Origin of the sequence: Thioalkalivibrio sp. K90mix (assembly GCF_000025545.1) — a bacterium.
Taxonomy (GTDB): Bacteria; Pseudomonadota; Gammaproteobacteria; order Ectothiorhodospirales; family Ectothiorhodospiraceae; genus Thioalkalivibrio.
The window spans coordinates 2,635,190-2,660,836 of the sequence record NC_013889.1; the positions used below are offsets into that span (position 1 = coordinate 2,635,190).

At 67.1% G+C, this 25,647-nt stretch carries 20 protein-coding genes and 1 pseudogene; 18 read left to right on the forward strand and 3 right to left on the reverse strand.

Annotated features, from left to right (window positions below):
- Positions 1-97: 97 nt before the first annotated feature.
- The 13 genes from TK90_RS12595 (at position 98) to TK90_RS12655 (ending at position 16,294) form a co-directional block, all read left to right on the forward strand.
- Positions 98-991: an XrtA-associated tyrosine autokinase gene (locus TK90_RS12595; RefSeq protein WP_012983869.1), complete on the forward strand. Its 894-nt coding sequence runs from the start codon at positions 98-100 to the stop codon at positions 989-991.
- A gap of 73 nt (positions 992-1,064) precedes the next feature.
- Positions 1,065-2,522 (forward strand): TIGR03016 family PEP-CTERM system-associated outer membrane protein, encoded by a 1,458-nt coding sequence (locus TK90_RS12600; protein WP_041444363.1) that lies wholly within the window; start codon positions 1,065-1,067, stop codon positions 2,520-2,522.
- Positions 2,523-2,524: 2 nt separating this feature from the next.
- The gene (locus tag TK90_RS12605; protein WP_012983871.1) at positions 2,525-3,586 is read left to right on the forward strand and encodes an XrtA/PEP-CTERM system-associated ATPase; all 1,062 of its coding nucleotides are present in this window, start codon (positions 2,525-2,527) and stop codon (positions 3,584-3,586) included.
- Between the two features lie 16 nt (positions 3,587-3,602).
- Positions 3,603-4,511 carry an XrtA system polysaccharide deacetylase gene (locus TK90_RS12610; RefSeq protein ID WP_012983872.1) on the forward strand — a complete coding sequence of 303 codons (909 nt, stop codon included), beginning with the start codon at positions 3,603-3,605 and terminating at the stop codon, positions 4,509-4,511.
- The gene (locus TK90_RS12615) at positions 4,495-5,565 is read left to right on the forward strand and encodes a FemAB family XrtA/PEP-CTERM system-associated protein (protein WP_012983873.1); all 1,071 of its coding nucleotides are present in this window, start codon (positions 4,495-4,497) and stop codon (positions 5,563-5,565) included. Before TK90_RS12610 ends, TK90_RS12615 begins: the two co-directional genes overlap by 17 nt.
- Positions 5,566-5,608: 43 nt before the next feature.
- Positions 5,609-6,850, forward strand: coding sequence for a TIGR03087 family PEP-CTERM/XrtA system glycosyltransferase (locus TK90_RS12620; RefSeq protein WP_012983874.1), 1,242 nt, complete (start codon positions 5,609-5,611; stop codon positions 6,848-6,850).
- The gene (gene xrtA / locus TK90_RS12625) at positions 6,847-8,391 is read left to right on the forward strand and encodes an exosortase A (RefSeq protein WP_012983875.1); all 1,545 of its coding nucleotides are present in this window, start codon (positions 6,847-6,849) and stop codon (positions 8,389-8,391) included. Before TK90_RS12620 ends, xrtA begins: the two co-directional genes overlap by 4 nt.
- Complete coding sequence (locus TK90_RS12630; protein WP_012983876.1) at positions 8,388-9,623, forward strand: TIGR03088 family PEP-CTERM/XrtA system glycosyltransferase; 1,236 nt, start codon at positions 8,388-8,390, stop codon at positions 9,621-9,623. Before xrtA ends, TK90_RS12630 begins: the two co-directional genes overlap by 4 nt.
- Position 9,624: 1 nt before the next feature.
- Positions 9,625-11,556: an XrtA/PEP-CTERM system amidotransferase gene (locus TK90_RS12635; protein ID WP_012983877.1), complete on the forward strand. Its 1,932-nt coding sequence runs from the start codon at positions 9,625-9,627 to the stop codon at positions 11,554-11,556.
- Positions 11,557-11,558: 2 nt separating this feature from the next.
- Positions 11,559-12,506: a class I SAM-dependent methyltransferase gene (locus tag TK90_RS12640; protein ID WP_012983878.1), complete on the forward strand. Its 948-nt coding sequence runs from the start codon at positions 11,559-11,561 to the stop codon at positions 12,504-12,506.
- Positions 12,503-13,720 carry a TIGR04063 family PEP-CTERM/XrtA system glycosyltransferase gene (locus tag TK90_RS12645; RefSeq protein WP_012983879.1) on the forward strand — a complete coding sequence of 406 codons (1,218 nt, stop codon included), beginning with the start codon at positions 12,503-12,505 and terminating at the stop codon, positions 13,718-13,720. The genes TK90_RS12640 and TK90_RS12645 overlap by 4 nt, the downstream gene beginning before the upstream one ends.
- Positions 13,710-14,945, forward strand: coding sequence for a glycosyltransferase (locus tag TK90_RS12650; RefSeq protein WP_012983880.1), 1,236 nt, complete (start codon positions 13,710-13,712; stop codon positions 14,943-14,945). Before TK90_RS12645 ends, TK90_RS12650 begins: the two co-directional genes overlap by 11 nt.
- 2 nt (positions 14,946-14,947) lie before the next feature.
- A complete protein-coding gene (locus tag TK90_RS12655; RefSeq protein ID WP_012983881.1) occupies positions 14,948-16,294 on the forward strand; it encodes a phenylacetate--CoA ligase family protein in 1,347 nt (448 codons plus the stop codon).
- On the opposite strand, the gene TK90_RS12660 is transcribed toward TK90_RS12655, so the two are convergent.
- Entirely contained in the window at positions 16,288-18,000 is a 1,713-nt protein-coding gene (locus tag TK90_RS12660; protein WP_041444364.1) for an asparagine synthetase B, read from the reverse strand. The two genes, TK90_RS12655 and TK90_RS12660, sit on opposite strands and share 7 nt — an antisense overlap.
- Positions 18,001-18,415: 415 nt before the next feature.
- Between TK90_RS12660 and TK90_RS12665 the strand changes: the two genes are divergently transcribed.
- Genes TK90_RS12665 through TK90_RS12680 form a run of 4 tightly spaced genes read left to right on the forward strand, consistent with a single transcriptional unit; the run spans position 18,416 to position 21,389 of the window.
- The gene (locus tag TK90_RS12665; protein WP_012983883.1) at positions 18,416-18,667 is read left to right on the forward strand and encodes an acyl carrier protein; all 252 of its coding nucleotides are present in this window, start codon (positions 18,416-18,418) and stop codon (positions 18,665-18,667) included.
- Positions 18,668-19,495 carry a hydrolase 2, exosortase A system-associated gene (locus TK90_RS12670; protein WP_012983884.1) on the forward strand — a complete coding sequence of 276 codons (828 nt, stop codon included), beginning with the start codon at positions 18,668-18,670 and terminating at the stop codon, positions 19,493-19,495. It begins immediately after the preceding gene.
- Entirely contained in the window at positions 19,492-20,379 is an 888-nt protein-coding gene (locus tag TK90_RS12675; RefSeq protein ID WP_012983885.1) for a hydrolase 1, exosortase A system-associated, read from the forward strand. Before TK90_RS12670 ends, TK90_RS12675 begins: the two co-directional genes overlap by 4 nt.
- A gap of 8 nt (positions 20,380-20,387) precedes the next feature.
- Positions 20,388-21,389, forward strand: a complete 1,002-nt coding sequence (locus TK90_RS12680) for a glycosyltransferase (protein ID WP_041444288.1) — start codon at positions 20,388-20,390, stop codon at positions 21,387-21,389.
- Positions 21,390-21,403: 14 nt separating this feature from the next.
- Here TK90_RS12680 and TK90_RS12685 read toward each other — a convergent pair.
- Positions 21,404-21,871: pseudogene (locus TK90_RS12685) on the reverse strand (class I SAM-dependent methyltransferase); the annotation flags it as partial.
- 63 nt (positions 21,872-21,934) lie between these two features.
- Positions 21,935-23,542 carry an amino acid adenylation domain-containing protein gene (locus TK90_RS12690; protein ID WP_012983888.1) on the reverse strand — a complete coding sequence of 536 codons (1,608 nt, stop codon included), beginning with the start codon at positions 23,540-23,542 and terminating at the stop codon, positions 21,935-21,937.
- Positions 23,543-23,838: 296 nt separating this feature from the next.
- On the opposite strand from TK90_RS12690, the gene TK90_RS12695 reads away from it, so the two are divergent.
- A complete protein-coding gene (locus TK90_RS12695) occupies positions 23,839-25,638 on the forward strand; it encodes an ABC transporter ATP-binding protein (RefSeq protein WP_012983889.1) in 1,800 nt (599 codons plus the stop codon).
- Positions 25,639-25,647 lie beyond the last annotated feature (9 nt).

Sequence of the window (25,647 nt, forward strand, 5' to 3'; positions counted from 1 at the left end):
GGCGTGTCGCATGCGAGTCATCACGGACCGGGATGCATTTGTTCCATGGAGGCGCGGGTCTTGCAGGCCGGCGCCCGGCAAGGGGAGCCAGACGCTCATGAGCATCATTGAAAAAGCCCTCGACAAGAGCCGGTCGGCTCCCATACACCCCCTTGCTACCGACGCAGCATCCGGGCAGCCGGACCGGGAGACGGGGATCCCGGAGGCCCCGGCATCCGGGCACGGCGAGCACCCGGAGGCGGCCCGCATCGACTTCGGGCAGCTGCGGCGGCAGGGGCTGATCGTGCCCGGCGACCAGCGCTCCACCCTGGCCGAAGAGATCCGCATGATGAAGCGGCCGCTTTTGAACAATGCCTTCGGGCGCCATTCCGCCATGCGGATACCGCGCGGTCGGCTGATCATGGTGACCAGCTCGCTGCCACGCGAGGGCAAGACCTTTCTGACCACCAACCTGGCGATCAGCATGGCGATGGAGGTCGACCGCACGGTCTTGCTGGTGGACGCCGATGTGGCCCAGCCCACGATCCCGAAGGTCCTCGGCTTCAAGGCCGAGCGCGGGCTGATGGATGTCCTGACGGATCCGGACCTCGGCATCCCGGATGTCCTGATGCGGACCAACATCGAGAATCTCTCGGTGCTGCCCGCCGGGCGCCCGCATGGGCGATCCACCGAGATCCTGGCCAGTGACGGGATGCGAGCCTTGCTGGACGAACTCCACGACCGCTATCAGGACCGCATCATCCTGTTCGACTCCCCGCCACTACTGGCCACCAGCGAGCCAGGCGTGCTGGCCGCCGGGATGGGGCAGGTCGTGATGGTGGTCGACGCCGAGCGTACCCCGGCCGCATCGGTGGAGAACGCGATGCAGCAGCTCGCCAGTTGCGACGTGGTCCTGACCGCACTCAACCGTGCGCCCTCCACCCCGGGGCTTGGCTACGGCACGGGCTACTACCACGACCGCCCGTACGGGGAGGTGAGCCATGAGCACTAACCAGGGACGGGTGCGGGCCACACACCGCAAGGAGGCTCCGGCACGGAACGACCGGGCGATCTGTCTGATCGCCGTGCTGGGCGGCTGCACGCTGGCGCTGCCCGCCTCGGGCCTGGCCACCGAATGGGACTTCACGCCGCGGGTCACGGTGGGGGTGGAGGCGACCGACAACGTCCGCCTGGCCCCCCGCGGGCAGGAGGATGCGGACTTGATCGGGCATGCGCGCCCCGGCTTCACCCTGCGTCGGGACGGCGCGCGCAATGACACCCGCGTGGACTACCAGCTGAACCATCGCACCCACCTGTCCGAGTCGAGCGAAGACCGCACGACCCACATGCTGCGCGCCCGCAACCAGACCGAGGTCATCGAAGACACGCTCTTTGTCGACGTGACGGCCTCGCGCCGGGAGCAGGCCACCTCGCTGCTGGATCCGGTCGGCATTGGCGGCAGCACGCCGCGCAGCAATATCGAGGAGACCTCGTACTACAGCGTGTCGCCCAACCTGCAAAACGAGTTTGGTGGCTTTGCCCGCCAGGACATCCGCTACACCTACGACGAGCGGCACTATCACCGCAGCAACCGGGCCAGCAGCACGGGCAACCGGGCGGAGTACACCCTGGACAGCGGCCCCATGTTTGATCGCGTGTTCTGGCAACTGGCGGGTTTCTACGACCGCCTGAAGTACGAAGACGGACTCGAAGGCGAATTCAGCGAGATCAGCGCGACCCTCGGGTACAACATTGGCCGCACCCTGCGTGTGTTCGGCGTCGTGGGCGAGGAGTTCAACGACTACGAAACCCTGCGCGACGAAAACGACGGCAGCTTCTGGGAGGTCGGTGTCGGCTGGACCCCGACACCGGTGACCTCCGTCGAGGCCCGTTATGGCGAACGCTTCTTCGGCAAGACGCGCGCCCTCAGCGCGACGCACCGCAGCCGCCGGGCCAGCTACGGTGTCAGCTACAGCGAGGGGATCACCTCCACGCGTGATCGGCGTGACTTCCAGTTCTTCGACGTTTCCCAACTGGCCGAACTGGAAGGCATGACGATCGAGGAAGTGTTCGACCAGTACACCTTCGAGGAGCTCCAGTTGCTGTTCGCGAGCGCACTGGTCACGCAAGAAGCGCTGATCGAGGGCTTCTACCTGACGCGTAGCGCCCGCGCGAACTGGCGCTACGACACCGGCCTCAGTGTATTTGGGGTCACCGCCTACCAGACCCGGCGCGAAGCGGAATTCCAGATCGGGGAGGGTCTGTTCGAGGACGACAATCGCCGCACCGGCGTGATCGCGTTCTGGGAGCTGACGCTGGGGCCACGCACCACCACGGAGCTGAGCTCCGGGGTCTCGCGCACGGAGTTTCTGGGCACCGACCGCGAAGATGACTTCTTCTACCTCCGCGCCAGCCTGAACCGCCAGTTTGCTCCGGACCTGCGGGGCAGCCTGTCCTATCGCTATCAGCAGCGCGATTCGAACAGCCAGCTCAACGAGTACCGGGAAAACTCGATCCTCGCGCTGATCACCAAGGAGTTCTGAGCATGTACGAGAACTTCTACGGGCTGCAGGGCAAGCCATTCGCCCTCAGCCCGGACCCGAAATTCTTCTACGCCAGCAAGGGCCATCGGCGAGCCATGGCCTACCTCGAATACGGCGTACAGCAGCAGGAGGGCTTCATCGTCATCACCGGCGAGGTCGGGGCCGGCAAGACGACCCTGGTGCGCAGCCTGTTCGAGACCCTCGGCACCAAGCGGGTACTCGCGGCACAGCTGGTCAGCACCCAGCTGGATGCCGAAAACCTGCTGCGCTCGGTGTGCCTGGCCTTTGGCCTGGAAGGGACGGGCGACGACAAGGCCAGCCAGCTGCGTCACATGGAGCGGTTCCTGCTGAACACACGTTCACGCGGGCAGCGCGCGCTACTGGTGGTGGACGAGGCGCAGAACCTCGGCATGGATGCGGTGGAAGAGCTGCGCATGCTGTCCAATTTTCAGGGCATTGACGGGCCACTGCTGCAGAGCTTCCTGCTGGGCCAGCCCGAATTTCGCGACATCCTGCGCAGCGAAAACATGCAGCAGCTGCGCCAGCGGGTGATCGCCACCTATCACCTGGGCCCGATGGACGAGAGCGACACGCGGGCCTACGTCGAACACCGCCTTTCACGCGTGGGTTGGGAGGGGACACCCCACTTTGCCACCGATATCTGGCCGGTGATCCATGAGTTCACCGGCGGCATCCCGCGCAAGGTGAACACCCTGTGCGACCGCCTGCTGCTGATGGGATACCTCGAGGAGCGCTACGACCTCGACGCCGACGAGGCCCGCCGGGTAATCGACGAGATCGAGGAGGACTTTGGCGCACAGCAGGAAACGGTCACAGCGGAACCTGGCAACGCCATCAATGGCGTGATCGACAGCGAACGCGCCGTTGCCAACGAGCTGGCCCTGATCCGTCTGGAGGACAGCTACGAGGCGATGGAAAAACGCCTGGACCGGATCGAACACGCCCTGGCAATCAACTACCGGCAGTCGCAGCGCATCCTCGACGCCCTGGACTCGCTGAACAGGTTCTCGGACCTCAATCACAAGGAGGTCGCCCGGCACTAGTGCCGGCGAAACCGCCATGCCGTCCGCTCCGCCTCCCGTGTCCAATGCCTTGACGGTCGATGTAGAAGACTACTTTCAGGTCTCGGCGCTGGCACCGCATTTCCCGAGGCATTGCTGGGACAGCCAGGAGTGTCGTGTGGAATACAACCTCGAGCGGATCCTGGCGCTATTCGATCATCACCGGGTGCGCGCGACCTTCTTTACCCTCGGCTGGATCGCCGAGCGCTACCCCCAGGCGGTGCGCCGGATCGTCGACGCCGGACACGAGCTGGCCAGCCACGGTTACGGGCACCAGCGGGTGACCGAACTGGAGCCTCAGGCATTTCGCGCGGATATCGTCCGCGCCAAGGCCATCCTGGAAGACATCGCCGGCGTCGAGGTGCGCGGCTATCGCGCCCCCAGCTTCTCGATCGGCGAGGGCAACCTGTGGGCACTCGACCTGCTGGCCGAGACGGGGCACACCTACAGCTCGAGCATCTATCCGGTACAGCACGATCACTACGGCACGCCGACTGCGCCGCGTCACCCCTATCGTCCACGGGGCCCTCAGGGCGTGCTGGAACTGCCCCCGGCCACCCTGCGCGTGGCTGGCCGCAATCTGCCGGCGGCCGGCGGCGGCTACTTTCGGCTGCTGCCCTATGCCGTCTCCCGCCAGGCACTGCGGAGGATCAACACCCGGGACGGCCTTTCCGGGGTGTTCTACTTCCACCCCTGGGAGATCGACCCCGGACAACCGCGTGTTCCCGGAGTGAGCACCAGGACGCGATTTCGTCACTACCTCAACCTGGGGCGTACGGAACGGCGGCTGCAGCGGCTGCTGCAGGACTTCCGCTGGGACCGCATGGACCAGGTGTTTGCCCACCTCCTCGCCAGCCCCGCGCCGCAATCCCCGACGACAGCGAACAGCCATGCTCAAGTCCACTGACCCGCGATCCACGACCACGCGCGCGGCCGCGCTGCGGGTCCAGGAGCTCACACCGGCCGATGTGGCCCGGTGGGATGCCTTTGTCGAGACCTGCCCGGTGGCGACGTTTTTCCATCGCGCGGGCTGGCAGACGGTCATCGAACAGGCCTTCGGGCACTCGACCCATTTCCTGTTGGCCGAGGGCCCGAACGGGATCGAGGGAGTCCTGCCCCTGGCGCGCGTGCGCAGCGTGCTGTTCGGCCATTCCCTGGTTTCGCTGCCGTTCTGTGTGTACGGCGGCATCGCCGCGCGCACCGAAGAGGCCTTCGTGGCCCTGGACAACCGGGCCCGGGAACTCGCGCGGCAACACAAGGTGGATTATCTCGAGTACCGCCATATGGCACCCTACCACCCGGACCGGCCGACCAAGCACCTCTACGTGACCTTTCGCAAGGAGATGGCGAACGAGGTCGAAGAGAACCTGGAGGCGATCCCGCGCAAACAGCGGCGCATGGTGCGCAAGGGCATCAAGGCCGGGCTGGTCAGCGAGATCGACCAGGATATCGATCGCTTCTTCCCGATCTATGCGGCCAACGTGCATCGCATGGGGACCCCCGTGTTCAGCCGGCGCTACTTCCGCATCCTGCGCACCGTGTTCGGCGACGACTGCCGGATCCTGACCGTCACCGACGCGGGGACCCCTGTGGCCAGCGTGCTCAACTTCTACTTCCGCGACCAGGTCCTGCCCTACTACGGCGGCGGCACACCGCGCGCCCGCGAGGTGGCCGGGTATGACTTCATGTACTGGGAGGTGATGCGCCGGGCCTGCGAGTCGGGCCTGCGCATCTTCGATTATGGCCGCAGCAAGCGTGATACCGGGTCGTTCAGCTTCAAGAAGAACTGGGGCTTCGAGCCGCAGCCCCTGTACTACGAATACGACCTGGTGCGTGCCCGGACCATGCCCGACGTGAACCCGCTCAACCCGAAGTACCGCTACTTCATACAGGCGTGGCAGCGACTGCCGCTATCGGTAGCCAACCGCGTGGGGCCCTGGCTGTCCCGCAGTCTCGGCTAACACGGGTTTCTGAATTTCAACTGTGGCAACGGGTGAACCTGCAATGGATGCCGTTCTTTATCTGACCCATCGAATCCCGTGGCCGCCCAACAAGGGCGACAAGATTCGCTCGCACCATATCCTGCGCGATCTGACACGGCGCTATCGGGTCTACCTGGGCACCTTTATCGACGACCCGGCCGATGCGGCCTGCGTCGAAGAGCTGGAGCGCTGCTGCGCGGGCGTCTGCGTGCGCCCTCTCTCGCCGGGACGCGCGAAATGGCGCGCCCTGCGCGGCCTGCTGACACAGGAGCCGCTGACCCTGCCCTGGTATCGCGATGCGGCGCTGCAGCACTGGGTCAACCAGGTACTGGAGCAGCAGGAGATCACCCGTGCGCTGGTGTTCTCCTCGGCAATGGCGCAATACCTGCCGCACCGGGCCGGCCTGACGCGAGTGGTGGACTTCGTGGATGTCGACTCCGACAAGTGGACCCAGTACGCCGCCAGCAAGCCCTGGCCGATGAGCGCGATCTACCGCCGCGAGGGCCGTCAGCTGTTGCGTTATGAACGGCAGGTCGCGGCGCGCAGCGAGGCCAGCCTGTTCGTATCACCGGACGAGGCCGCGACGTTTCGGGCCCTGGCGCCGGAAAGTGCCGAGCGGGTACATGCACTGAACAATGGCGTGGATGCGGCGTACTTCGACCCGCAGCAGATCCCGCAGAAAAGCCCCTACCCGGATCATGTCCAGCCGATCGTGTTCAGCGGGGCCATGGATTACTGGCCGAACGTGGAGGCGGTGGTCTGGTTCGCTGAATCCGTCCTGCCACGCATTCGCCAGGTTCATCCGGATGTGCGTTTTTACATTGTCGGCAGCCGGCCCGCGCCGGAGGTCCGCGAACTGGAGCGCCAGCCGGGCGTCGAGGTCGTGGGGCCGGTGGAGGACATGCGCCCCTGGGTCGGCGGCGCCGCGGTCTCGGTGGCGCCCCTGCGGATCGCGCGCGGGGTCCAGAACAAGGTGCTCGAGGCCATGGCGCTGGCGCGGCCGGTCGTGGCCTCCCCGCAGGCGCTCGAGGGGATCACCGCCGTACGCAACGACGAGGTGATCGAGGCCGATACTGACCCCGAGGTGTTTGCCCGCGCGGTCCTGCAGTGTCTGGAACAGCCCGATCCCGGGATGGCTGTCCGCGCGCGCCGACGCATCACCACGGACTACGACTGGGGCCGCAACCTCGCGTGCCTGCACGACTATCTCGAGAGCGGGCTGGCGCATGAGAGCGAGGCCATCGCCTCCCGGGGGGATGCATGAGCACGCCGGCCACCGTGATGTCCCAGCCGCTGGTGCAGCGGTGGTGGGCTCCCGTACTGGCGCTGGCCGCCCTGATTGCGACCACGCTGATCGTGTTCGCGCCCACCTTCGTCTCGATGGTGGATACCTGGGCGCGTTCGGATACCTTCGCGCACGGGTTCCTGGTCGTGCCGATCGTCCTGTTTCTGGTCTATCTCAAGCGCGACGAACTGGCAGCCGTATCGCCCCGCCCCTATCCCCTGGCGCTGGTACCGATCGTGCTGCTGGGGCTTGCCTGGGTCATGGGCGAACTGGTGGATGTCATCTCGGTGCGCCAGTTTGCCGCGACCCTGATGATCCCCTTCCTGGTGTGGCTGGTCATGGGCACCGCGGTCGTGCGTATCCTGCAGTTTCCCCTGGCCTACCTGCTGTTCGCGGTCCCACTGGGTGAATTTCTGGTGCCGCCGCTGATGGACTTCACCGCGGAGTTCACCGTCGCGGCCGTGCAGCTGTCCGGGATACCGATTTACCGCGACGGCCTGCACTTCGAACTGCCAACCGGACGCTGGTCGGTGGTCGAGGCCTGCAGCGGCGTGCGCTATCTGATTGCGTCGGTCGCGCTGGGGACGCTGTACGCCTACCTGATGTATCGCAGCCTCTGGCGGCGGCTGGCCTTTGTCGGTGTCGCGATCATCGTCCCGATCATCGCCAATGGCCTGCGCGCCTACATGATCGTGATGATCGGGCACCTGAGCGACATGGAATATGCCGCGGGTGCCGACCACTTGCTCTACGGTTGGGTCTTCTTCGGTGTCGTGATCTTTCTGATGTTCTGGATCGGCGCCCTCTGGCGCGAGGATGGTACGGAAGAAGCCCCCGCCCGCCGCCCCCCCGCACCAGCCCAACAGACCGGGGCCATGGGCTTTGCTCACATGGCGGTGATCGCCGCGCTGGTGGTCACGCTGGGTCCCGTTTATGCCCACTGGATGGACACCCGGGATCTCGGCCCGGTACAGGGGCTGGGCACCGGGCCGGTCGTGCCTTCCGGGTGGACCGCCGTGCCCGCTGAGGAGCGGCCCGGCTGGCAACCCGGCTACCAGTTCATGCGTGCGGAGCGCGGGGGCTGGGTCGTGAACGATTCACAGGCCGCAGTTGGGATGCACGTAGGCTTCTACCGCGAACAGGCGCGCCACGGAAACATGCTCGGCTGGCACAACACGCTGGCGGGCCGGGAGCGGGCCGAGTGGAGCCAGACCCGCCGTGGCCAGGCGGAGGTCGCGGGCTATCCCGATCCGCAGCGGGTCCTGCTGCGCGGCCGCCAGCAGCAGATGGTGGCGTGGCAGTGGTACTGGGCGAACGGACATCTCACCACCCGGCCCTTCGAGGTCAAGGCCCGCGAGGCCACGAGCCGGCTGCTGGGCGGGCGCGACGATGCCGCACTGATCGTGGTCTATGCCGAGTACCGAGACGACTTGCAGCCGGCAGAGGACGCAATGCGCGCCTATGTGGAGGCCGCGATGCCACAGATGCTGGAACAGCTGCAGGACGTGAGCCAGCGATGAATACCCGGACACCCCAGGACAGCGCCACCGACCCGCGCCCATGCGTGGCTCATGTCATCCATCGCCTGGATGTCGGCGGCATGGAGAACGGGCTGGTCAACCTGCTCAATCACATGCCCGCCGAGCGCTACCGGCACGCGATCATCTGCATGACCGACTACACGCGGTTCAGCGAGCGCCTGCAGCGGGAGGACGTCAGCCTGCATGCCCTGCACAAGCGCGAGGGCAAGGACTTCGGGGTGCATCGGCGCCTGTGGCGGCTGCTCCGCGAACTGCGGCCCGCGATCGTCCACACCCGCAATCTGGCCACGCTGGAGGGGCAGGTCACCGCCGCCCTGGCCGGCGTGCGCGCCCGGGTACATGGCGAGCATGGCTGGGATATTGCCGACCTCGATGGCTCCCGCGACAAGCATCGTTACATGCGACGGCTGGTGCGCCCCCTGGTCGGCCGGTACATCGCCCTGTCGCGCCATCAGATGGACTACCTGCAGCAACGGGTTGGTGTCGGAACCGAGCGGGTCGCGCACATCTGCAACGGGGTGGATACCGGACGCTTCCACCCGCGCGAGGGCGCCCGCACAGGCCCCTGGCCCCCGGGCTTTGCCGGCCCGGAGAACATCGTGATCGGGAGCGTGATGCGGATGCAGGCGGTGAAGGCCCCACTGGATCTGGTGGAGGCGTTCATCGCCTTGCGCGAAAACGCCCCGGTGCCCTTCGACCGTCTTCGCCTGGTGATCGTGGGTGACGGCCCGCTGAGGGAACAGGCCCGCCAGCGCCTGGAGGGCGCCCGGGTCGCGCAGCAGGCATGGCTGCCGGGCGCCCGCGAGGACATCCCGCAGTGCCTGCGGGCGATGGACCTCTTTGTCCTCCCCTCGCTGGCCGAGGGGATCTGCAACACCATTCTCGAGGCCATGGCGTCCGGGCTCCCGGTGATCGCGACCGACGTCGGCGGCAATCCTGACCTGGTGACCCCCGGAAAGACGGGGGCCCTGGTCCCCGCAGGGGCGCCCGGTGCCCTCGCCGAGGCCATCCGTAATGCGCTCGCCAATCCGGATGCCCGCAAGCGCATGGGACAGGCGGCCCGCATTCGCGCCGAGGCCGCGTTCAGCCTGGACGCCATGGTGGCCGGCTACCTCGGGGTCTACGACAGCCTGCTGGACAGGGCCAACGCCCGAACCCCCTCGGTTCGGGCGGGGGGCCGCCGGCGACAACACGAAACGACGGGACGCTGACATGTGCGGTATCGCCGGTATTTTCGATCTGAACGGGCGGCGCCCGATCGATCGCGCCTGCCTGGAGGGCATGAATGCGACCCAGTTCCACCGGGGCCCGGACGAAGGTGGAATCCACCTGGAACCGGGGGTCGGGCTGGCGCACCGACGCCTGTCCATCATCGACCTCAAGGGTGGCCAGCAGCCGCTGTTCAACGAGGACGGCAGCGTCGTCGTCACCTACAACGGCGAGATCTACAACTTCCCGGAGCTGACTCACGAACTCCAGCGGGCGGGCCATCGCTTTCGTACCCACTGCGATACGGAAGTCATCGTGCACGCCTGGGAGGAATGGGGCGAGGACTGCGTCCAGCGCTTTCGCGGGATGTTCGCCTTCGCCCTCTGGGATCGCCACACCCAGACCCTGTTTCTGGCGCGGGATCGCCTGGGCATCAAGCCGCTTTACTACAGCGAACTCCCGGATGGCCAACTGATCTTTGGCTCCGAGCTCAAGGTCCTGCTGGCCCATCCCGGGCAGACGCGCGAGCTCGACCCCTGCGCGGTCGAGGAATACTTCGCCTATGGCTATGTGCCCGAGCCGCGCAGCATTCTGTCCGGCGTCCACAAGCTGCCACCGGGGCATACGCTGAGCGTACGGCGCAACCAGCGCTCCGCCGCCAGTCCGCGCGCGTACTGGGATGTCCCCTTTGCGACAGCCGCGCCCATCGGCATGTCGGAGGCGGCGGAGGAGTTGACCGAACGTCTGCGCGAGGCCGTGCGCATCCGCATGGTGGCCGAGGTACCGCTGGGGGCCTTCCTGTCGGGGGGCGTGGATTCCAGCGCCGTGGTGGCGATGATGGCCGGGCTCTCCTCCGAGCCCGTGCGCACCTGCTCCATCGGCTTTGCCGACCCCGCCTATGACGAGTCACGCTATGCCCGGGAGGTCGCCGAGCGCTACGCAACGGACCATCACAACCGCGAGGTCGACCCCGATGACTTTGCCCTGCTGGAGCGTCTGGGCGATCTCTACGACGAGCCGTTTGCCGACAGCTCGGCCCTGCCGACCTACCGCGTCTGCGAGCAGGCCCGCCGACAGGTCGTGGTCGCGCTGTCCGGCGACGGGGGCGACGAAACCCTGGCGGGCTATCGCCGCTATCGGCACCACCTCGCCGAGGAACGCCTGCGCAACCCGCTGCCCCTGGGCCTGCGGCGCGTGCTGTTCGGCAGCCTGGCCCAGGTCTACCCCAAGGCGGACTGGGCCCCGCGCCCGCTGCGCGCTCGGGCGACCTTTCAGGCACTGGCACGGGATGCGGTCGAGGGCTACTTCCAGGGCGTGTCGGTGCTGCGCGACGAGCAGCGCAGCACGCTGTTCTCGTCCGCATTCCGCCGCGAGCTGCAGGGCTACGGGGCGGTCGAGGTGCTGCGCGCCCATGCCGGGCGGGCCCCGACCGATGACCCGCTCTCGCTGGTGCAGTACCTGGACCTCAAGACCTACCTCCCGGGCGACATCCTGACCAAGGTCGACCGCGCCAGCATGGCTCACTCGCTGGAGGTCCGCGTGCCGCTGCTGGATCACCCGCTGGTGGAGTGGGCCTCCACCCTTGCACCGGAACTGAAGCTGCGCGATGGCGAAGGCAAGGCGGTTCTGAAAAAGGCGATGGAACCCTACCTGCCCCACTCGATTCTCTATCGGCGCAAGCGGGGCTTCGCCGTACCCCTGGCCAACTGGTTCCGGGGGCCGTTGCGCGAGGTGATGCACGAGCGGGTGCTGGGGGAGCAGATGCGCGATTCCGGGCTGTTCGACGAACGCACCCTCAGGCGTCTGGTCGACGAGCACGGCCGGGGCGCGCGCGATCACAGCGCGGCGCTGTGGTCATTGATGATGTTCCAGACCTTTCTGGACAAGGTGCAACCGACCAGCCCGCGCAGCGGCTGTGTCCTGCCTGGAGCCTAGCCATGTATGGACGCCACCCGGTTGCCGATGCCTCGCGTGCCTCCCGCGCGATCCTCAGCAACCTCCTGGCCCGGGGCGCCCCCGGACTCTATGTGCGTCTGACCCAAGAGACCGGCCGTGGTCGGGGCGCGGAGACGGCGGAATCCGTGGCGCAGTACTTCACCACCTGTTTCTTCGACTACTTCGATCAGCTGGAGGTCCCGCCCGAGGCGATCGAGGACGCGCTTCGCGACAAGCACCTGCTGGAGTACGGGCCCGGCGACGTACCCGGCGTGGCCCTGCTGATGCTGGCCCATGGCGCGGCCCGGGTAACCTGCGTCGACCGCTTTGCACTGTCGCAGCGCAGTCCCTTTCAGCTGGAGGTCCTGCAGTGCCTGCTGGACGGCCTGGACCCCGCCGCGCGCGAACGGGCGGCCGCGTGCTTCGTACGTCCCGATGATCCGGCCTCGGGGTTTCGCCGCGAGCGGCTGGAATACCGCGTGACCCGGGATGGACTGTCGGGCCTGAACGCCGACGTCGACCTGATCTATTCGCGCGCGGTGCTGGAACACGTCAACGACCTGGACGCGACCTTTCGCGACATGGCGAAGGCCCTGAAACCGGGGGCGCTGGCGGTCCACCAGGTGGACCTCAAGAGTCATGGCCTGCACCGCGAGAATCCGCTCGACTTTCTCACCTGGCCGGTCGGCCTGTGGCACTGGATGTATGCCGGCAAGGGGGTCCCGAACCGCTGGCGTCTGGACCGCTACCGGCAGGCGATCGAGAACACGGGGCTGGTGATACGGCATATCGAGTCCACGGCCGAGGCACTGGACGAGGATGTGGCTGCAGTGGCCCCTTATCTGGCCGCGCCGTTTCGCGGGCTCGACAAGGCCACGCTGCGCTGCCTGGGATTCTGGCTCGTGGTGACCCGACCGGCGCCGGGCGACGAAGCGAGGGCGGCGGCATGAAGATCCTCCACGTCCTCGACCACTCCATCCCGCTGCACAGCGGGTACACCTTTCGCACCGCGGCCATCCTGCGCGAACAGCACCGCAGGGGCTGGCAGACGTGTCACCTGACCAGCCCCAAGCATACCGGCGCCCAGACCGACGAGGAGACGATCGACGGCCTGCATTTCTACCGCACGACCTACAACCCGAGCGCGATCCCGGGGGTGGAACAATGGGGGTTGATGCAGGCACTGACCCAGCGGCTGACCCGCGTCGCCTGCCAGGTCGCACCCGACATCATCCATGCGCACTCGCCCGCGCTGAATGCCCTGCCGGCCCTGCGTGCCGGTCGCCGGCTGGGCATTCCGGTGGTCTACGAGGTGCGGGCATTCTGGGAGGACGCCGCGGTCGACCATGGCACCGCCCGCGAACATGGGCTGCGCTACCGCCTGACGCGAGAGCTGGAGACCTATGCCCTGAAGCGCGTGGGCCATGTCACCACCATCTGCGAGGGGCTGCGCCGCGACATCATCGCGCGCGGGATCCCGCCCGAACGGGTCACCGTGATCCCCAATGCGGTGGACGCGGATGACTTCCACCTGGGCGGTCAGCCCGACCCCGCCCTGAAGGCCCAACTGGGTCTGGGTGACGCCCGTGTGCTCGGCTTTCTCGGGTCCTTTTATGCCTACGAGGGACTGGATACCCTGCTCGAGGCCTGTCCGCTTATCCAGGCCCGGACGCCCGACGTCCGCATCCTGCTGGTCGGGGGCGGGCCGCAGGCCGAACGCCTGAAGGCCCAGGCCGAACGCCTCGGCATCCAGGACCGCGTCATCTTCACCGGGCGCGTCCCGCATCACCAGGTACAGCGCTACTACGACCTGGTCGACCTGCTCGTGTATCCACGCCATTCGATGCGCCTGACCGAGCTGGTCACGCCGCTGAAACCACTGGAGGCGATGGCCCAGGGGCGCCTGCTGGTGGCATCGGACGTGGGCGGCCACCGGGAACTGATCCGCGATGGCGAGACCGGCTGGCTGTTCCCCGCCGACAACCCCGAAGCCCTGGCCGCCCGGGTGCTGGCGACACTGGAGCACCCGGAACACTGGCCACGGGTGCGCGAGAACGGGCGGCGCTTCGTGGAACAGGAGCGCACCTGGGCGGCGAGTGTCGCTCGCTACCAGTCCGTCTACGACGGGCTGCGGGCCCGGCCGGAGGTGCTGCGTGCCGGATGAGCGGCGGCCACGTCTGATGGTCTTCACGCGCGTGTACCCGAACGCGGCACAGCCCAATCTGGGCTTGTTCGTGCGCGAGCGCATGCGCCGGGTCGCCGAACATCTGGATCTGGTCGTCGTCGCTCCGGCGCCCTGGTTCCCGTTCCAGAACTGGCTGGGGCGCCTGCGCCCGCACGCCCGACCGCCGCTGCCGGCCTTCGAGAGACAGGGCTCGATTCGCGTCTACCACCCCCGTTTCCTGTGTATCCCGGGCCTGTTCAAGTGGACCGACGGCTTCTTTCAGGCGCTCGGCAGTCTGCGCCTGATGCGTCGGCTGCAGCGCGAACTCGGCTTCGACGTGATCGATGCCCATTTCATCTATCCCGACGGGGTCGCCGCGCGCTGGCTGTCGCGCTGGTTGCACCACCCCTACACCATCACCCTGCGCGGCAGCCTGAACCGTTTCCGCGACCGGCCACTGCACCGGGGGCAGATTCGCCGGGCGCTGGAGGATGCGGCGCGGGTGTTCTCGGTGGCCAGCGCGCTGCGCGACGAGGCGCTGGACTGGGGCATCGAGCCCGATCATCTGCAGGTCGTGGGGAACGGGGCCGATCTCGACCGCTTCAAGCCGGAGGATCGGGCTCAAGCCCGGCAACGCCTGGGGCTGCCCGCCGAGGGGCGGTTCCTGATCTCCGTCGGCGGACTGTCCGAGCGCAAGGGCTTTCACCGCGTGATCGCAACCCTGCCGGAACTGCTGCAACAGCACCGGGATCTGCACCTGGTGATTGCCGGAGGCGGGACCCCCGAGGGCAACAACGAGGCCGAGCTGCGCCAGCAGGTCCAGTCCCTGGGGCTGCAGGACCGGGTATGGTTCCTCGGGCCCGTCGCGCCCGACGCGCTACGGTTCGTATACTCCGCGGGGGACTTGTTCGTGCTGGCCACGCGCTTTGAAGGCTGGGCGAATGTCTTCCTGGAGGCCTCGGCCTGCGGGCTGCCCATCGTCACCACGGATGTGGGGGGCAACGCCGAGGTCGTCGCCTCGGAGCAGGTGGGGCTGATCGTCCCGTACGGGGATCATGACGCACTGCGCGCGGCGATCCACGAGGCCCTGGGTCGCGAGTGGGACCGCGCGGCGATCCTGGCCCATGCGCGGGCGAATGACTGGCGGGTGCGGATTCCGGAACTGGTCGCGGCCTTCGAGACGATCGCCGGGCCCGTGGACCACCGCCTGCCAAGGCGCGCCTGAAGATGGGGCTGTACACCTCGCTGGTCGCGCATGGCGCGTTTCCCGTACACGAACGGCTGAAGGGGCACCCGACGGTGCCCCTGCGCAAGGCGCTGGAGGCGACCCAGTGGTGGGCACCCGCGGCGCTGGAGAACCTGCAGCTGACCCGCCTGCAGATCCTGCTCGAGCGCGTCGCACAACAGGTACCGTTCTATCGCCAGTGGTTTGCCGACCAGGACTGGTCACCCCGCGCACTGACGAGCCTTGCGGATCTGGAGCGCCTGCCGGTCATCGACAAGGCCGTGCTGCGCCAGGCAGGCGCCGGGTGGCGGGCCGAGGGGGCACAAGGCCTGGTCGCGCAACGTACCAGCGGTTCGACCGGCGAACCGCTGGCCTTCTGGCTGGGCCACGAACGCATTGCGATGGACATCGCCGCCAAGTGGCGCGCGACCCGCTGGTGGGGCGTCGACATTGGCGATCGCGAGCTGGTCCTGTGGGGCGCACCGAACGAGACCGACGTACAGAATCGCCTGCGGTCCTGGCGCGACCGCGTACTGCGCTCGCGCCTGGTCCCGGCCCGTGACCTCGACCGGGCACGGGTCGATGCCATCATTGACCAGATTCGCGAGTTCCGCCCGCGCATGATCTTCGGCTATCCCTCCGTACTGGCACGGGTCTGCGCACGCGCGCGGGAACAGGGGCGGTGCCTGGATGATCTGGGCATTCGGGTGGCCTTTACCACGTCGGAGGTCCTGCGCCCGGAATGGCGGGCGATCATCACCGACGTACTGGGCTGCGGGGTCGCGAACGAGTATGGCGGCCGGGATGCCGGCCTGATCGCACGCGAGTGCCCGCATGGCGGGCTGCACCTGACGGCCGAGGCGCTGATCGTCGAGATTCTGGACGATGCCGGCCGCCCGCTTCCGGCCGGCGCGACCGGACAGATCGTGGTCACCAACCTGATGGGCCCGGAGTATCCCTTCATCCGCTACCGTACCGGTGATCGTGGCGCGCTGGACCCCGCGCCCTGCCCCTGCGGGCGCGGCCTGCCGCTGCTGCGGGAGATCGAGGGCCGGGCCAACGACGGCCTGGTCGCGCTCGATGGCCGCTGGGTGCACGGCAGTCATTTCAACTACTGCCTGCGCGAGATCGCGGGGCTGCGCTCGTACAAGATCATCCAGCACGCGCCGGACCGGGTCGAGCTGTTGCTGGTCCTCGACGAGCCACTGGCCGAGGCCGTGGCGCAAGGCCTGCGGCGTGCCTTCACACAGGCCCTGGGGGAATCCCTGACGATGGAGATCCGCCAGGTCGAGGCGATCGCCCCGGAAGCCGGCGGCAAGCACCGGCACGTGGTCTGCCGGGTTCAGTAACCGCCCGCCTGGGCGCGCGCTTCGGCCGGCATCTCGCTCGGCGGGGCGTGCAGCCAGAGATCCAGCATCATCAGCACCCACACCATGTCGCCGTAGTAGGCCGCGTGTCCGTCGCGGTGCAGCGCGATCAGTTCGTCGATGAACTGCGGCCGCAAAAAGCCCTGCCCCTTGAGGCGCAGCAGGCTGTCATAGGCCAGTTCGCGCAGTGGCGCGTGGTCGTGCATCCACACCCCGAAGGGCAGACCAAAGCCATGCTTCTTCTTGTCGATGATGGCGTCGGGCAGGAAGCCCTGCATCGCCTCCTTGTAGAAGTGGCGCAGCCGCTGCCCGCGCAGTTTCTGGTCGGACGGGATGCCCAGGGAGAATTCCACCACGTCGTCGTCCAGCATCGGAAAGACGACATCCACGCCGGCCAGCTCGCACATCCGAGTGACCTTGCGCAGGTCGTTGTCGGCCAGGGTCTGCTGCCAGTCCAGGTACATCATGCGGTTCAGCGACGAGGCGTGTGCCGGCTGGTCGTGGATCTCGCGCATCAAATCCCACGGGGCCCGGGTATCCACCGCCGCGAGAAAGTCCGGTTCGAACATCGCCGTGGGCGAGAGGTGGTACAGGTAGTTGTAGGTCTGCAGCCGATCGGGCAGCGGGATGCGCGCCTGCTCCACATAGCGGCGCGCCTTGCTCAGCCAGCCGGCCCCCTGGGGGATGCGGGTCGCCAGGGGTTCCAGCATGCCCTGGCGCAAGGTGCGCGGCAGGCGCTGCCAGTGCTCGAACAGGCCCTGCTTGGCATAGCGTGCGTTGCCGGCAAACAGCTCGTCGCCACCATCACCGGCCAGCAGCCGGGTCACGCCCGCCTGTGCCGCCATGCGGGCACAGAAATAGGCAGGCAGTGCCGAGGAGTTGCCAAAGGGCTCGTCATAACTGCCGGCAATCAGGGGGACGGCAGCGACGACATCGTCCGGCGTCACGTAGTACTCGTTCGCCTGGGTCGCAAAGTGCCGGGCCGCGATGCGGGCGTACTCCATCTCGTCGTAACCCGGGGCATCGAAACCGATGCTGAATGTCGGCGGCGGCTCGGGGGTGGTCTCGGCCAGGAGCCCGGCCACGGTCGAACTGTCCAGCCCTCCGCTGAGAAAGGCCCCCGGCTTCGGCGTCTCCTGCTGCTGCTTGACGGCATTGCGCAGCTGATCCCGCAGGGCCGTGCCCATCTCGGCGGCATCGCCCATGCGCGCCTCGCGAAAATGCGGGACCCAGTACGACCTCACGCGGATGGTGTCCGCCTGGCGGTCCAGGTAGTGCGCGGCGCGCAGCTTCTCGACGCCCGCGAACACACTGACCGGTGCGGGCAACATGTGGAAGAAGAGGTAGTGATAAAGCCCCGAGGGGGTCGGGTCGCGGCTCAGACCAGGATAGCGAACCACACTGCCCGCAGTGGTCCCGAAGACTACCCCGCCCGGCACCGCCGCCCAGTGCAGCGAGGCCTGCCCCATACGGTCCACGCCCGCGAGCAGGCGCGGCCGCTGCGGGTCCAGGATCGCCACCACGAAATCCCCCGCCAGCTGGCTGAACAGGGCATCGCCGAAACGCCGGTAGGCGTCCAGCAAGGCATGTCCGGGCGACTGCTGCAGCGCCAGGCGCTGCAGGCCGCGCTCCCGCCACCGGGGGTGGCCGGCGACGGCCGCGATCAGCCCATCCGGGGCCTGGGCCACCCAGCCGCCCTGGACCAGACACCCGCCCCGGGGGCCATCACAGCGCGCACTGGACTCACCCGGGACCGAAGGGAGCCCGGCCTCCTGCAGGCCGAGGATATTGCCCGCCGCCTCCCTGGGCGACCCAAACCATCCACATAGTCCCGCCATTGGCCTTCCTGTCGCCTTCGGTGGCGTTCAAACGCCCGCCTGTGATGGCGTCCGTGGGCATGCCGATATATACATTTCCGTGTTTGCCTTACAGCAAACAAAAATGCCGGCAAAAGTTAAAACTCAATGATGGAGGGACTGCCGACCACTTTAAAGTATTGATTATTTGGTACCCGCAAGGTCTCCAGTTGTCGGCCACAAACTTTCACAATAGGGCTTCCGGAAGTATGTGGAATGCGCCACCAGGGAACAGGAGATCAGCATTATGTCGACGCTCGAGCACATCAAGGCCTTGCTTGACAGCGCCCTTGGTCTGAACGGCCGCGCCCAGCACTTTGACCGCTCCACACCCCTGCTGGGCGGGGTCCCCGAACTGGACTCCATGGCGGTGGTTTCCTTGATCAACGAGATGGAAGAACAGTTCGACATCGTGATCGATGACGATGACGTCAGTGCGGAGACGTTCGAGACCGTCGGCGCCCTGGTCGATTTCGTTGAACACAAGAATGGTGCCTAGATGGAGGCCGGTTTCCTGCCGGGCTGCGCCGGACCAGTCTTTTATGTCCTGTATCCGACCGCCCGGACCCCGGCCCGCGGGCGGGTCCTGTTCGTACCACCCTTTGCCGAGGAGCTGAACAAGGCCCGGCGCATGGTGGCGCTGCAAGCCCGACTCATGGCCCGCGAGGGCTACACCGTCCTGTTGCCGGACCTGTACGGCTGCGGCGACAGCGGAGGCGATTTTGGCGATGCGCGCTGGGAGACCTGGCTCGACGACGTCACGCGCTGCCTGGATCACCTGGAGGCGACATCCGACGACCAGGGGCCCCTGATTCTCTGGGGACTGCGCGCGGGCGCCCTGCTGATCAGCGAGCTTCTGGCCACACGCGCCCCGTCGGTGGCGGCGACCGTGCTGTGGCAACCGGTCACCAACGGCGAACAGCACCTGACACAGTTCCTCCGCCTGCGCATGGCCGCCGCCATGATGGGCGGAGAGAAAGAAAGCACGGGGCAGCTGCGCGGCCGACTGGAGGCGGGAGAAGCCATCGAGGTCGCCGGCTATACCCTGGCGCCGGCCCTGGCAGAGGCACTGGCAAAAGCCCGGCTGGCACCACCGCCACACGGGCCGGTGTACTGGTTCGAGGTCAGCGACAGCGAGGGCGCTGCTCTGTCCCCGGGGAGCACCCGGACGCTGGATGCGTGGCGCGAGCAGGGGGTGGAAGCACACGCCTCCGTTGTCCTCGGCGAACCCTTCTGGAATGCGCCGGACATCCTCGAGGTCCCGGCCCTGCTGGAACACACCATGGATTGCCTGGGACACACGGTATCCCTGGGGCGGGCGGCATGAACGAGCGGGCGGTCGTCTTCCGGCTGGGCGAGGATGAGCTGCTCGGCATTCTCCACCCCGGTTCCGCCGGGGCCACGCGAGGTGTGCTGATCGCCGTGGGCGGCCCGCAGTATCGCGTCGGCAGCCATCGCCAGTTTCTGCTCCTGGCGCGCGACCTGGCGGCTCAAGGGGTCCCGGTATTTCGTTTCGACTTCCGCGGCATGGGCGACTCGTCCGGCGCCCAGCGCGATTACGAAGAAGTGCACGATGACCTGCGCGCGGCGATGGATACCTTCTCGGCCGAGGTGCCGGGCATGCGCGAGGTCGTAATCTGGGGTCTGTGCGGTGCGGCCTCCGCCGCCTTGTTCTATGCCTGGCGGGACCCCCGGGTGGCGGGCCTGGTGCTGGCCAACCCGTGGGTCCGCACCGACGAGGGCCTGGCCCGCGCCTACCTGAAGACCTACTACCTCCAGCGGCTTGTTTCGCGCGACTTCTGGTCAGGCGCCCTGAAGGGGCGTTTCAACCCGTGGGTCTCCCTGCGTTCCCTGGGACGGATGGTCGGCACGGTACTGGGCCGTCGTCGTACCGGGGCTTCCCCGGCTGCGACCGACGAGGGCCGTGCCGATGTTTCGTCGGCCCCCCTGCCGGACCGGATGGCCGAGGGCTGGCGCCGCTTTCGCGGGCCGATCCTGCTGGTCCTGAGCGGAGAGGACCTGACAGCCGCCGAGTTTCGGGATGTGGCCAGCCATGCACCGGCCTGGGACGGCTTGCTGCGACAGCCACGCGTGACCCTGCGCGAACTGCCGGACGCGAACCACACCTTTTCCCGCCGTGAATGGCGCGACCAGGTTGCAACATGGACGCATGACTGGCTGCGCCAGGTGCCAGGGCAAAGCCCGGGATGATGTCCCCCATGGAAACTTCCCTGGCGCACAGCACACCCTCGGCCGAGCCGGAGGGGCTCCCCCGCAAGCCACTGGTGTCGGTGATCATGCCCGCCTACAACACGGCGGCCTACATTGCCGAATCGGTCGACAGCGTCCTGGATCAGGACTATCCCGGCATCGAGCTGATCGTGGTGGATGACGGCTCGACCGACGGGACGGTCGAGGTCCTGCGCGGGTATGGCGACCGTCTGACGCTACTGACCCAGCAGAACCAGGGGGCGGCCGTGGCCCGCAATGCGGGCATCGCGGCCGCACAGGGCGACTTCATCGCCTTCATCGATTCCGACGATGTCTGGCTGCCCGGCAAGCTGACCGCGCAGGTGCTGTACATGCAGCAGCACCCGGAGATCGGCCTGGTACACACGGATTTTCTGGCGTGGAAACCGGATGCCAAGGGACAGTTCGCCCCGCCCCATACCCTGGCCGATCCCCCGGTCCCGGTGACCGAGACACCGGGGATTGTCCCGGAGGGTTCGGGCTGGGTGTACAACCAGCTGCTGATGGAATCCCTGCCGCATACGATCACGGTGATGATGCGGCGCGAGCTGGTGGAACAAGTGGGCCCGTTCGACCCGCAACTCAAGCGCGGCCAGGACTATGACTACTGGATTCGCGCCTCGCGACTGACCGAATACCGCCAGCTGGACCGGGTCACCGCCCTTTATCGACTGCACGGGCGTGGCTGCATGACCAAGTACCCGGATGTGAACTACGAGGTCGAGGTCGTCCAGCGGGCGCTGGGCCGCTGGGGTCTGGTGGGACCCAACGGCGAGAAGACCCCCTGGCCCCGGGTTCGCGAGCGCCTGGGTAATGCCTGTTTCACCTTTGGCTACCACCACTACTGGGAGGGGGACCCACGGATCGCCCGGCGCGCGTTCTTTCAGGCCCTGGTCCGACGACCGGGACGCATGAAGACCTGGGGGTATCTGGGGGCCAGTACGGTGAAGGCCCTGCTCGCGCGGGGCTAGGCGCGCGCAGGGCCTCAGTGGTTTCGGTACACCGCGACACGACCGATCGGCATCTTTCGCAGCCGCCTGGTGCGGTACTCCCGGTAGGCCACCCGCTCCAGAAACGGGGCCTCGTCCAGCAGCCTTCGCTGGGTCGGGTTCTGGTACACGACCAGCACGTCCCGCTCTCCGTCGGCCTGCAGGGCGCTCTCGAGGTTCGCGAGCACGCGCTCCATGATCGCGGCCTTGAAGGGGTTGAACAGGTAGATCAGCAGGTCGCCCGGCGGCAACTCGAACGCACCGGCGTCGCCACAGACGGTTTCGATCCGGTGCATGCAGCGCTCGGGGTGCCGGTAGATCCGCGCATTCGCGGCGGCGATCGCATCCAGGCGGGGGTTGTACTCGACCCCGATGATCCGCCGAAACGGGTGATGCGACGCGAGTAGCAGCGCCTTGCCCTTGCCCGACCCCAGATCGATGAACGCATAGCGCGCGGGGGCGATTGCACCAGCGCATCCATCATCTCGCCGCCCTCGCAGTGGCCGGGTTTGCAAGCGCAGAGTGATTCACGCTTCGGCCGCCTGCAGCGTCTCGACGAGCATCTTGCGATCGACCTTGCCATTCGCGTTCAGCGGCAGCTCGTCCAGAAGATGGATCTCCCGCGGCACCATCACGGTGGGGAGCCGCTGCCTCAGTTGTTCCCGAATCCTCTCCGCGTCGGCGTGTTCGGCGACCACGAACGCGATGATGCCGGAGGCCCCGCTCGCGGTGCGCGGCCAGCCGATCGCAACCGCCTGGTCGGTCACCGCGGCCTCGCGCAGGGCCTGTTCGATCTCGCCCAGTTCGATGCGCACGCCGCCAATCTTGATCTGGTGATCGAAGCGCCCGAGGAATTGCAGGGGCTCTCCGGGATACGGGCGCCGCACGAGATCGCCCGTGCGGTAATACAGGGCGCTGTCGTCCCCGAGCCGGATGAATGCAGCCGCGGTGCGCTCCGGGTCCTTCCAGTACCCGGCGCTGACCTGCGGCCCGCTGATCAGGAGTTCGCCCTCGTCCCCTTCCGGCACGTCGTGAAAGGCCTCGTCGACCACGCGAATGCCGACCTGGTTGCCCGGATAGCCGATGGGGGCCATCCCGTGTATGCATTCCGCGGGCGACCGCTCGGGATCCCAGCGGTAGAAACAGGCATCGACGGTGCACTCGGTGGGCCCGTAGGCATTGTCGATCGTGGCGTTGGGCGCGGCGGCCGCCATGATCCTGGCCAGTTCCGCCGACAGGGCCTCGCCGCCAAAGCGGCACAGCCGCAGGTGGGGGAAACGGCCGGGGGCCCAGCCGTTGCGGCGACTCATGCCATGGCCGGCCGACGGCGTGATGTCGATGACGGTCAGGGCCTTGTCGGCAATGTAGCGGTTGGGGTTGAACCACTCGCGGGCGGAGGGGCAGCAAAGACACGCCCCGTAGGCCCAGCCCACGTACAGGTCGAACATCGAGGAGTCGAAGGTAATGTCGTAGAACTGCGAGAACCGATCATTCTCGCTCAGCCCCAGAGGGTCATAGCGCTCCCGCGACATCGCGACGAACCGGGCCGCATTGCGATGACGCACGGCCACGCCCTTGGGTACGCCGGTACTGCCCGAGGTGAAGAACAGACAGGCAAGATCGTCGGGATTGACCGGGGCCGGCGACCATCCCTTGGGGAGAGACGCCTCGTCCATGGCATGGAAGGCATGTCCGGGCCAGCGGGACTGAAAGGCATCGCAGTCCTCCCGGGTCGGCAGCCAGATCGCACAGTCGGAATGCTCCGGCCCCAGCCAGCCATCCAGCGACTGCATCCCGGTGGCATCCACAACCAGGGCCCCCAGGCCGGCCAGGTCGACCATCCGCCGTGTTCGCTCGGGGGGGAAGGACGGATTCAGGGGTACCAGCGTGTGCCCGGCCATCAGCACCCCGAGAAGGCCCTGATACAGGATGCGCGAGCGCTGGGCCAGGACGCCGATCGTGCGCGGCCCGTCGGCGGGCAGGACGGCCTGAAGGGCTGAAGCCAGGCTGGCACTGGCGGCGTAGAGATCCCGATAACGGATCTCGCCCCCCTCCACATCCAGCGCCGGGCGATCCGCGAACTGCCTTGCCGCGTGCAGGAAACCGGCGTGCAAACCGAACTCGTCCATGGCCATTCGACCACTCCTTGAAGTCACAAATGTACGGGATGGAGGCCGCTCCTGCTGGCGGCGGTTTTACTTGAATACTCGCCGATAGCGGGCTGTCCACCCTCTTCTGGGAGAATCCGGAAACCTGTTAAATCACGCAATCCCGACCGCGGGGGATTTACCTGATGTTTCGAATTGGACGACCGCATGAGTTTTGTAATTAACGCGCCATTCCGCCCCGTCAGGACTCACTTTCCCGTTTCCTCGAGGGTAAAAAAACGCTATACGTCATAGGGATCTCGATACTGAAAACCGGTTGATTCATGTTTGGAACCTTGCGCAAGTTAAACGCCCTTTTGCACCCCCGGGATCGGCGCAAGGTCGGCCTGCTGGTGATCCTCATGATCATCGCGGCGTTCATGCAGACCGTAGGGGTCGCCTCGGTGATGCCGTTTCTCGCAGTGCTGTCCGACCCGGACATGGTTCACGGCCACGCGCTGTTAAACGAGGCGTACAACACCCTCGGGTTCGAGTCGACCGGAGAGTTTCTCTACTTTCTGGGGGTAGCCGCGTTTGTGATGTTCATGCTCGGGACGCTCTTGCAGGCGCTGACGCAGTGGTCGATCACCCGTTTCTCCCACATGCAGCAATACGAACTGTCCCGCCGCCTGATGGCCGACTATCTGCGGCGGCCCTATACCTTCTTTCTGCACCGCAATTCCGGTGACCTGGCCAAGACGATCCTGCAGGAGACTACGCACGCGATCAGTGGCGCGGTAATGCCGGCCATGCGGCTGGTCAGCCAGGGCCTGCTGGCAGTCTCGATTATCGCCCTGCTCATCCTGGTCGAGCCGTGGCTCGCGCTCACCGTGGCCCTGGGTCTGGGCAGCGTTTATGCGGCCATCTACATCGTGGCCCGAATCTGGCTGAACCGGATCGGACAGGACCGGGTGGAGGCCAACCGCGAGCGCTTCACCGCGGCGGCCGAGGCCTTCGCGGGCGCCAAGGAGATCCGCCTGCTGGGGCGCGAGCGCGACTACCTGGAGCGCTACCGGCACCCGTCCAGGCGCTATGCCCGGCACCAGGCGAATGCGGTACTCCTGCAGGACACCCCGCAATACGCGATCGAGGCGATCGCCTTTGGTGGCGTACTGCTGCTCGTGCTGTACCTGATGGCCGGCGACGGGGGCCTCGCCCAGGCCCTCCCCCTGCTTGGCCTGTATGCGCTGGCGGGCAAGCAGCTGATTCCCGCCTTCCAGAAAATCTTCCAGAACGTGGCGGCCCTGCGCTTCAATTTTGCGGCGGTCGACAACATCCTGAAGGACCTGGGTGACCGCGGCGGCGACATCCAGCCCCCGCGCGGCGAGGGCTTTGCCCCACTGGCGCCGCAGCAGGCCATTCGGGTCGAGGGCGTGACCTATCGCTATCCACAGCATGATCGACCCGCGCTGGACAAACTCTCGCTGGAAATACCCGCCCGCACGACCATTGGCCTGGTGGGATCATCCGGGGCCGGCAAGAGCACACTGGTGGACTTGCTGCTGGGGCTGCTGGAACCCGAAGAGGGCGCGATTCTCGTCGACGGTCAGCCGCTAGCGCCAGCAAACGTGCGCCAATGGCAGGCGGCGCTCGGGTATGTCCCGCAGCACATCTTTCTGGCCGACCAGAGCGTCGCCGCCAATATCGCCCTGGGCGTACCGGAGGCCGAGATCGATCATGCCGCGGTGGAGCGGGCCGCGCGCCTGGCCAACCTGCACGACTTCGTGATGAACGACCTCCCGCACGGCTACGACACCCTGATCGGTGAACGCGGAACCCGCCTGTCCGGCGGACAGCGTCAGCGCATCGGCATCGCCCGGGCCCTCTACCGCGACCCGGCGGTGCTGTTCTTCGACGAGGCCACCAGCGCCCTGGACAACGCCACGGAGCGCGCCGTGATGGATGCCATTCACAACCTGAGCGGCGACAAGACAATCATCCTGGTCGCGCACCGGCTGAGCACCGTCAAACCCTGCGACCAGATCTACGTGCTCGATGGCGGGCGCCTGGTCGACCAGGGCCGCTGGGAGATGCTGGTCGACGGCAGCACGCACTTCCAGCAGCTGGCCGCCGGGCACGCCTGACACCGGACG

Bases quoted from the DNA above. Each gene is read 5' to 3' on its own strand.
- TK90_RS12615 (WP_012983873.1), top strand. From the start codon at position 4,495: ATGCTCAAGTCCACTGACCCGCGATCCACGACCACGCGCGCGGCCGCG.
- TK90_RS12695 (WP_012983889.1), top strand. From the start codon at position 23,839: ATGTTTGGAACCTTGCGCAAGTTAAACGCCCTTTTGCACCCCCGGGAT.
- TK90_RS12655 (WP_012983881.1), top strand. From the start codon at position 14,948: ATGGGGCTGTACACCTCGCTGGTCGCGCATGGCGCGTTTCCCGTACAC.
- TK90_RS12690 (WP_012983888.1), bottom strand. From the start codon at position 23,542: ATGGCCATGGACGAGTTCGGTTTGCACGCCGGTTTCCTGCACGCGGCA.
- xrtA (WP_012983875.1), top strand. From the start codon at position 6,847: ATGAGCACGCCGGCCACCGTGATGTCCCAGCCGCTGGTGCAGCGGTGG.
- TK90_RS12665 (WP_012983883.1), top strand. From the start codon at position 18,416: ATGTCGACGCTCGAGCACATCAAGGCCTTGCTTGACAGCGCCCTTGGT.
- TK90_RS12610 (WP_012983872.1), top strand. From the start codon at position 3,603: ATGCCGTCCGCTCCGCCTCCCGTGTCCAATGCCTTGACGGTCGATGTA.
- TK90_RS12645 (WP_012983879.1), top strand. From the start codon at position 12,503: ATGAAGATCCTCCACGTCCTCGACCACTCCATCCCGCTGCACAGCGGG.
- TK90_RS12635 (WP_012983877.1), top strand. From the start codon at position 9,625: ATGTGCGGTATCGCCGGTATTTTCGATCTGAACGGGCGGCGCCCGATC.
- TK90_RS12680 (WP_041444288.1), top strand. From the start codon at position 20,388: ATGGAAACTTCCCTGGCGCACAGCACACCCTCGGCCGAGCCGGAGGGG.
- TK90_RS12630 (WP_012983876.1), top strand. From the start codon at position 8,388: ATGAATACCCGGACACCCCAGGACAGCGCCACCGACCCGCGCCCATGC.
- TK90_RS12675 (WP_012983885.1), top strand. From the start codon at position 19,492: ATGAACGAGCGGGCGGTCGTCTTCCGGCTGGGCGAGGATGAGCTGCTC.
- TK90_RS12620 (WP_012983874.1), top strand. From the start codon at position 5,609: ATGGATGCCGTTCTTTATCTGACCCATCGAATCCCGTGGCCGCCCAAC.
- TK90_RS12640 (WP_012983878.1), top strand. From the start codon at position 11,559: ATGTATGGACGCCACCCGGTTGCCGATGCCTCGCGTGCCTCCCGCGCG.
- TK90_RS12595 (WP_012983869.1), top strand. From the start codon at position 98: ATGAGCATCATTGAAAAAGCCCTCGACAAGAGCCGGTCGGCTCCCATA.
- TK90_RS12670 (WP_012983884.1), top strand. From the start codon at position 18,668: ATGGAGGCCGGTTTCCTGCCGGGCTGCGCCGGACCAGTCTTTTATGTC.
- TK90_RS12605 (WP_012983871.1), top strand. From the start codon at position 2,525: ATGTACGAGAACTTCTACGGGCTGCAGGGCAAGCCATTCGCCCTCAGC.